The organism is Gordonia sp. (in: high G+C Gram-positive bacteria), from assembly GCF_012515855.1.
Lineage (GTDB): Bacteria > Actinomycetota > Actinomycetes > Mycobacteriales > Mycobacteriaceae > Gordonia.
Genome location: NZ_JAAYXO010000121.1, coordinates 1 through 6,987, shown reverse-complemented (window position 1 = coordinate 6,987; position 6,987 = coordinate 1). Strand labels below are relative to the sequence as shown.

Below are 6,987 nucleotides of genomic sequence, written 5' to 3'. Positions count from 1 at the left end.
GAGACGCATTATGCCTACGTTGCCATCGAGCAATGTCACGGAGGTCGGTTGAGCGCCCTCGCCGAACCCGACGCCGCGATGTACTGGCGGTCGCTGGGCGCGAACAACGACCAGTTCCTGCTCTACGCCTTCCCCGCGTCGAACAGCGACGACGGGGATGCGGTCGCCGAACTACGGTCGCGAGCCGTCCGGATCGCCGACCTGCACCTCGGCATCGCTCGGACCCCCAACGATCTCGACTATCCGCGCTGGGTGCCGGTGCCGATCGTCGACGACCAGTTCTGCGTCCACACCGCTGCGACATGGGACGACTGCCTGCGTGCCGTGGCCGGCTTCATGGGGCAGGGAAGCCTGGTTCAGGGGAGCGAGGGGGAGGGGCGCCGGGCCGGGCCGCTCTGGCGGGTCCACGTCTTCGCCGCGATCACCGGGGCGCCGGAAGCCGTCGGTCCTGCGACGGTGGTGGTCCTGCAGATCTCCCATGCCCTCGGTGACGGTCGTCGGGTCTCCGACCTCGCGCGGCGACTCCTGTCCGACGAGAAGAGCGAGCACCGCGACCGGGACGCGTCGATGCTGCCCAGTGCCACCGGGGTCGGGATCGTCGCCGACATCGCAGCGGCGATGGTGGGCGTCGCGACCGTGCTACCGCGCCTCGCGGCGGCGACGGTCGTCGGCCTGTTGGCGTGGCGCAGTGAACAGCCGCCCGCGGGGCTGCCCGTCATCGAGGCCACGCCGTTGAACCTGCCCGCCGACGGAGCGGTGGAGCTCCGCACGATCACGGTGTCGCGCGATGGGCTGCGCCGGTACGGCCCGTCGGTGACGGTGTCCGTGATGGCTGTGCTCGCCCATGTCCTCGCCGGTGTCGGCGGGGCGACGAGCGAGGGGCAGGTGGTCGCCGAAGTGACGCTGGCTCGTCCGCCCACCGTGAGACGTCGCAACAACTTCCACACCGTGGCGGTCGATCTGCACGCCGAAGCCGAGGTCGCCGATCGAGCTGGACTGATCGGCGACCAGATCGAACGCGCGCAGCGACGCGACGGCACCACCGCGAGGAGGCTCGAACGGAAAGCCGCAGGCCTGGTGCCCGCGGTCCTCGACTCGCTCGCCGTGCGGCTGGGTCGGCGAGCTCCGCTCCCGACCCACGTCGCCGGAGCCACCGTGGTCTCCTCGGTGAACCGCGGGCCCGCCGATCTGATGCTCGGCGGACGCAGGGTCCTGTTCACCGCGGGGTTTCCGGCCCTGTCACCGGTGCACGGGCTCACCCACGGTGTGCACGGGATCGGTGATCGGATCACCGTCTCGATCGCGGCGACCGGACACGCGGCGGCGGTCGTCGACGACTATGCGAGGGCGGTCGCCGCAGCGCTGCGACGGTAAGCGGGGTGGGCCTACCGCCCCGGGTAGCGGTCCTCGACGGAATCGGACGGATCGCCTGCGAGCTGCGGACGGGGCGCGGGCACCACGGCGCCTGCGCCGCCCGCACCCGATCGGGTGAGGCGCTTGGGCAGGCGGTCGGCGAGGCCGCCGATCGGGGCCACCGACGCGTTGAGGAGCTCGACGACCTCGTTGAGGTGGTCGACCGTCTCCTGCATCGCCGCCAGGTTGGGCGGCAGCGACGCGAGGGTCTCGGAGAGCTCGGTGAACTTGTCCAGCGGACCGCCGGGAGCGATCAACTTCTCAAGGGCGCCGTCGACGCCGAGCAGCTGATCGAGCAGGCCCTCGTCGCTGGCCGCGCGATCGAGCACGCCTCCGGGCTGCGACAGCTTCTCCAGAACGCCGTCGGGCGCGGTCAGCTTGTCGACGATGCCGCCCTCGGAGGTGAGGCGCTCCAGGATGCCCTCGTTGTCGGTGAACTGATCCACCACGCCGCCTTCGCGGGTCAGGCGGTCGAGCGGGCCGTCCTTCGACGCCACCCGCATCAGGATGCCCTTCTCGTCGGTCATCTGGTCCAGCAGCCCGCCGCGCTCGGTCAGCTTCTCGAGCAGGCCGTCGGGTGCGGTGAGTCGATCGATGACGCCGCCGGGCTGGATCAGCCGGTCGAGCGGCCCGCCGTTGGCCAGGATCCGGCCGAACGGGCGGTCGGGACTCAGCAGGTCGGCGACCTGACTGAGGATCGTCAACGGTGCGCGCACCGTGGCGATCTCGCTGTCGCCGGAGATGCCGACCATCGAGTTGACCTCGCTCTCGATGCTCTCCGCGGTCAGTCGTGCGACGTTGACGACCGACTCGACGGTCGACAGCGCGATCCCCGCAGCTGCGAAGCCGATACGCAGCGGAAGCTTGACCGCGGTCCGAACTTCTTTCGCGCCATTATTCATGGGTGAAGATTGTAGGGCACCTACTTCTTGGCCGCCGCCTTAGCCGCCTTCTTGAAGTCGCGAACCCGCTGGAGCGACTCCGGGCCGGTGACGTCGGCTACCGAACGAAAACCCTTGCGGCCGTAGTCTCCGGTCACCTTGGTCCATCCGCGCGGCTTCACGTCGAGCTGTTTGGCCAGCAGTGCGACGAAGATCTTGGCCTTCTGCTCGCCGAAACCGGGGAGCGCTCGCACCCGGGCGAACAACTCCTCACCGGTCTTCGCCGTGCTCCAGATGGCGTCGGTGCGGCCGTCGTACTCGTCGACCACCACGCGGGCCAGCTCCTGAATCCGGCCGGCCATCGAACGGCCGTAGCGATGCACCGCAGGCGGGGTGGCGCACAGATCGGCGAACGCCTCCGGGTCGGCGTCGGCGATCGCCACCGGATCGAGGGTGCCGAATCGCTCGAGGATCTTGGCGGGGCCCGCGAAGGCCCGCTCCATCGGGAACTGTTGGTCCAGAAGCATTCCCGCGGTGAGCGCGAAGGCATCGGTGGAGAGCAGTTCATCGGCGGCCGGGTCCTGGGCGATCTGGAGTTTTCCCATAGATGTCATCGTAGTGAGGCCGTGCTCCTGGCACACTCCCATCCATGGGTGTGAGGACGATGGGTGTGAGCACGAGGCGCAGCGCGCGTGTGGAGACGGGGTCGGCGGGCACCGCGAAGCGACGGGCCGGCCGGCGAACGGCGGGTGCGCTGATCGGAACCGGGGCGGCCCTCGCGGCGGTGCTGCTCGGCGCGTCGCCGGCCACCGCCGCGCCGTACGGAGGTCACTACGTGAAGACCATTCGGTGCGACAGCCCGAATCCGTGGCCCGCGGCCCCGCTGCGGATCCTGGTGGACGTCTGGACCGGCGGACCGTTCCCGTCCGACGGGCTGCCGGGGCCGGCCATCACCCTGGACGCGAACAACCCCGGAGGGATGGGGCCGATCCTGGAACTCACGACCCTCACCACGGTGCGCTGGCACAACAGGTCCACCGGACGCTCCGGCGTGGTCCGCGTCCCGACGCGCGCCCACAACGCGAACTGGGAAGCGGTGCTGCATCCCGGCCGCGGCCGGGTGAGCTTCACCATCCACCAGAAGATCGGTGCCATGGCGTTCAACCCGATGGTGAATCCGCAGCACTCGTCCTGTCGAGGATCGGCAGTCCTGTGACCGCGGCGGGTCACGGCCGTTCCGACGTCCCGATCGCCCGCGTTCTCGGTGTGTCGACCGCCGCTGCGGTCGGCGGCTTCCTGTTCGGCTTCGACAGCTCCGTGGTGAACGGTGCGGTCGACGCGATCAAGGGCGAGTTCAAGCTGTCCGAACTCGTCGTCGGTTTCGCAGTAGCGATCGCGCTCCTGGGCTGTGCGCTGGGCGCCTGGTTCGCCGGCCGGCTGGCCGACCGCTGGGGTCGCACACGAGTGATGCTCCTGGGCTCGGTGCTGTTCGTCGCCTCGTCCATCGGCGCGGGTCTCACACAGACGGTGTGGGACCTGATGCTCTGGCGCGTACTCGGCGGCTTGGGAATCGGCATCGCGTCGGTGATCGCCCCGGCGTACATCGCGGAGATCGCCCCGGCCCGCCTGCGTGGCGCGCTCGGCTCGATGCAGCAGTTGGCCATCACGCTCGGCATCTTCGCGGCCCTGCTGTCCGACGCGGTGCTCGCCGACAGCGCCGGTTCGGCATCGAACGATCTGTGGCTCGGCCTCGAAGCGTGGCGCTGGATGTTCCTCGTCGGCGTGGTCCCTGCCGTCGTCTACGGCGTCCTGGCACTGACCATCCCGGAATCGCCGCGCTACCTGGTGGGTCGCGGTCGTGACGCCGAAGCCGGACAGATCCTGGCGCGGGTGACGGGGGAGCCCGACCCCGACGGTCGGGTGAGACAGATCCGCGGCACGCTGAAGACGGAGGCGGCGTCGTCGCTGCGCGACATCACCGGGCCGAGCTTCGGACTGCACCCCCTGCTGTGGGTCGGTATCTGGCTGGCGGTCTTTCAGCAGTTCGTCGGCATCAACGCGATCTTCTACTACTCGACCACACTGTGGCAGTCGGTCGGCTTCTCCGAGTCGGCGTCGTTCACCACGTCGGTGATCACCGCGGTCATCAACGTCGCCATGACGTTTGTCGCCATCGGGTTCGTCGATCGGATCGGCCGTCGGCTGCTGCTGCTGATCGGCTCGGTCGGCATGTTCATCGGACTACTGTTGGCGTCGATCGCCTTCACCCAGGTGTACAAGGCGGTAGAGGACGGGGAGACGGTGTCGCGGCTCCCGACGAGCTGGGGCGTGATGGCGCTGATCGGTGCCAACCTCTTCGTCATCGCCTTCGCCGCCAGCTGGGGCCCGGTGATGTGGGTGATGCTCGGCGAGATGTTCCCCAACCGCTTCCGCGCGGTGGCGCTCGGCCTGTGCACCGCCGTCAACTGGATCTCGAACTTCATCATCTCGCTGCTGTTCCCGACCGCCATGGACGCGGTCGGACCGGCCTTCGTCTACGCCTTCTTCGCGCTCTGCGCGGGCATCTCGTTCTTCTATGTCCGGAGCAAGGTGCCCGAGACGAAGGGCATGGAGCTGGAGGAGATGGGCTGACCGGACATCGGATCGGTGAACCCGCCCGGTCTGCCCTGTCCGATCAGCGCTGTCCGGTCAGTACAGGTCGTCGAGGAACGAGTCCACGACCGCCTGCTCCTGACGCTTGGCGTCGGAGACGTCGCCGGTCAGATAGGTGCTCATCTTGACCTTGTTGCTGGTCAGCTGTGCCTCGGTGAGGTAGCGGAGGGAGTTGGGGACCACGACGGTGTCGTCGATGAGCCGCTGGCTCATCAGGACGGGGCGGCTGAAGCCGCGGGTGGGCAGCGTCAGCGACTTGCGGAGCGTGCCGGCCAGCGCCGCATTGGACGACAGCGGGCGTGACACCAGACCCGCGAGCTGCGTGTTGCCGATCTCGTCGATCAGGGCCGCCGTGCACAGCGTCTTGGCCTTCTCGACCAGCGCGGCGCCGCGCTTGGTCAGGATCGGCTCCAGTGCCGCGGGGTCCTGGGAGGCCAGGGTGTAGAGCACATCGGCGACGACCGCGGTCGGCACGGACGAGGAGCTCGGGCTCAGGCCGGCGACGACGTCGTCGTAGCCGCCGGGCACGCTGGTGGCCGTGGCGCCGCGGAAGTCGAGCTTGCCGGTCTGCCAGGCGGTGGCATTTCGGGCCAGGGAGATCGCTGCGGCGGCGCCCTGCGCCTGTCCGACGACCGCCCACTTGGGCGACAAGCTCGCCTGACCGATGTCGGCCGCGGCACGCACGGCGTCGACCAGATTGTGCGCCGTGGCGTCGACATCGGAGTACTGCGGGGCGCCCGGAGCGCCGACCGCGGCGTAGTCGGGAGCGATCACCGCGTACCCGCGCTTCAGCAGTCGGTTCATCGCGGTGCGGTCGTCGGCGTCGCCGCCGTTGTTGCGCGACGGTGAGCACGATTCGTTCCATCCGTCCGAGCCGTGCGCCCAGACCACCACCGGCCAGCCCGCCGACGGAGTGGCGCCCTTCGGTTCCAGGAGGACCGCGGTGGTCAGGTGCAGCCGCTCGTCGGAGCCCTCCGACCAGTAGCTGTACTGCTGGCCGCTGCTCGCTCCGGAGACCAGTCTGTCCGGATCGATCGTCCGGTTGGCGAAGACCGATCCCGCGGTCTGGCCGCCGGGGGCCGGCGGAGCCTCCTGCGGATCGGCCAGTGCATAGGCACCGGTCACCGTGCCTGCCGCGACAGCCGCGGCAGCCGCCGTCACACAGAGATTGCGGACGAACCGCTTCGGGGCGGAGATCATTATCGGTCCTTTACGACGGCCGGGGCGAGCTGGAGGGAGGGTGCCGAACGGGTGTGGTGCGGGAGAACGGAGATCTACGCCGTCAGCGGAGATCGATCACTGGTTGTTGACGGTGCCGAGAGCGGGCAGGAAGAAGCAGGTTCGGCCGGCCTTGGTGGTGGTGCCGAAGACGGCCGACAGGATGGTGCCCTTGCCGGTCTGGACCCGCGCCAGCCGGATGCCGTGGAAGCTCTCCGTTGCGGTCAGCAGTTGCTTCAGCGGGCTGGAGGCGGCGACCTCCGAGAGCGGCTTCAGGTCGGCCATGCCGCCCTTGAGCGTCGAGGTGTTGAACCAGGCGACCCGGAACTTGTCCGCGCCCGGCTCACCGGGCGGCACCAGCGCGAATGCGGTCTGGTCGTCGTCGATCGCCGTCAGGAGGTCGTTGTCGGCGGGGAGCAGGTCGGCGAGTCCGCGCAGCATGTCGACGTTGTTGTTGGTCTTGACGGTGGGCCACGGGCCGGGCACGGCCACTGCCGGGGCGGTGACGAGCCCGAGTGGGTTGTCGGCCGTCGGGGTGGCGCAGAGCGGCGACAGGGCAGGGCTCAGCAGTGTGGTGCCGGTGATCTTCTGCAGCGCGGCAAGAGCGTCGGCGACTGCCGGAGTCACGGCGGAGGGGGTGACGGCAGAGGGGGTGACGGCAGAGGGGGTGACAGGCGCGTCGACGGGGTTCGGTGCGAGCGGGTTGGCCGGCGCATCCGTTGTCGGCGTGGTCGCGTTCGGTGCCGAGGACTCCGGGGTCGACGTGCCGGGTGTCGTCGTGCTGGGGGTGGTGCCGGGTGACGTGGTGCTCGGGGTGGTGGTG

The 6,987-nt window shown here is 69.5% G+C and carries 8 protein-coding genes; 4 read left to right on the top strand and 4 right to left on the bottom strand.

The annotated features are described in order from the left end of the window. On the top strand, positions 1–1,374 hold a 1,374-nt coding region (locus GX543_RS09275; protein WP_290851502.1), incomplete at its 5' end, for a hypothetical protein. 11 nt (positions 1,375–1,385) lie between these two features. Here the strand turns inward: GX543_RS09275 and GX543_RS09270 are convergent. Beyond that, positions 1,386–2,315 carry a hypothetical protein gene (locus GX543_RS09270; protein WP_290851500.1) on the bottom strand — a complete coding sequence of 310 codons (930 nt, stop codon included), beginning with the start codon at positions 2,313–2,315 and terminating at the stop codon, positions 1,386–1,388. A 20-nt stretch (positions 2,316–2,335) separates the two neighbouring features. Continuing rightward, a complete protein-coding gene (locus GX543_RS09265) occupies positions 2,336–2,899 on the bottom strand; it encodes an HhH-GPD-type base excision DNA repair protein (RefSeq protein ID WP_290851498.1) in 564 nt (187 codons plus the stop codon). Between the two features lie 44 nt (positions 2,900–2,943). Between GX543_RS09265 and GX543_RS09260 the strand changes: the two genes are divergently transcribed. Together GX543_RS09260 and GX543_RS09255 are read left to right on the top strand one after the other, a co-directional pair. Beyond that, positions 2,944–3,510 (top strand): hypothetical protein, encoded by a 567-nt coding sequence (locus GX543_RS09260; protein ID WP_290851496.1) that lies wholly within the window; start codon positions 2,944–2,946, stop codon positions 3,508–3,510. Beyond that, positions 3,507–4,925 (top strand): sugar porter family MFS transporter, encoded by a 1,419-nt coding sequence (locus GX543_RS09255; protein WP_290851494.1) that lies wholly within the window; start codon positions 3,507–3,509, stop codon positions 4,923–4,925. The genes GX543_RS09260 and GX543_RS09255 overlap by 4 nt, the downstream gene beginning before the upstream one ends. A 57-nt stretch (positions 4,926–4,982) precedes the next feature. On the opposite strand, the gene GX543_RS09250 is transcribed toward GX543_RS09255, so the two are convergent. Together GX543_RS09250 and GX543_RS09245 are read right to left on the bottom strand one after the other, a co-directional pair. Further along, positions 4,983–6,146, bottom strand: a complete 1,164-nt coding sequence (locus GX543_RS09250; RefSeq protein ID WP_290851493.1) for a lipase family protein — start codon at positions 6,144–6,146, stop codon at positions 4,983–4,985. Between the two features lie 96 nt (positions 6,147–6,242). Next, the gene (locus GX543_RS09245; protein WP_290851492.1) at positions 6,243–6,791 is read right to left on the bottom strand and encodes a hypothetical protein; all 549 of its coding nucleotides are present in this window, start codon (positions 6,789–6,791) and stop codon (positions 6,243–6,245) included. 10 nt (positions 6,792–6,801) lie between these two features. Here GX543_RS09245 and GX543_RS09240 point away from each other — a divergent pair. Beyond that, on the top strand, positions 6,802–6,987 hold a 186-nt coding region (locus GX543_RS09240), incomplete at its 3' end, for a hypothetical protein (protein WP_290851491.1).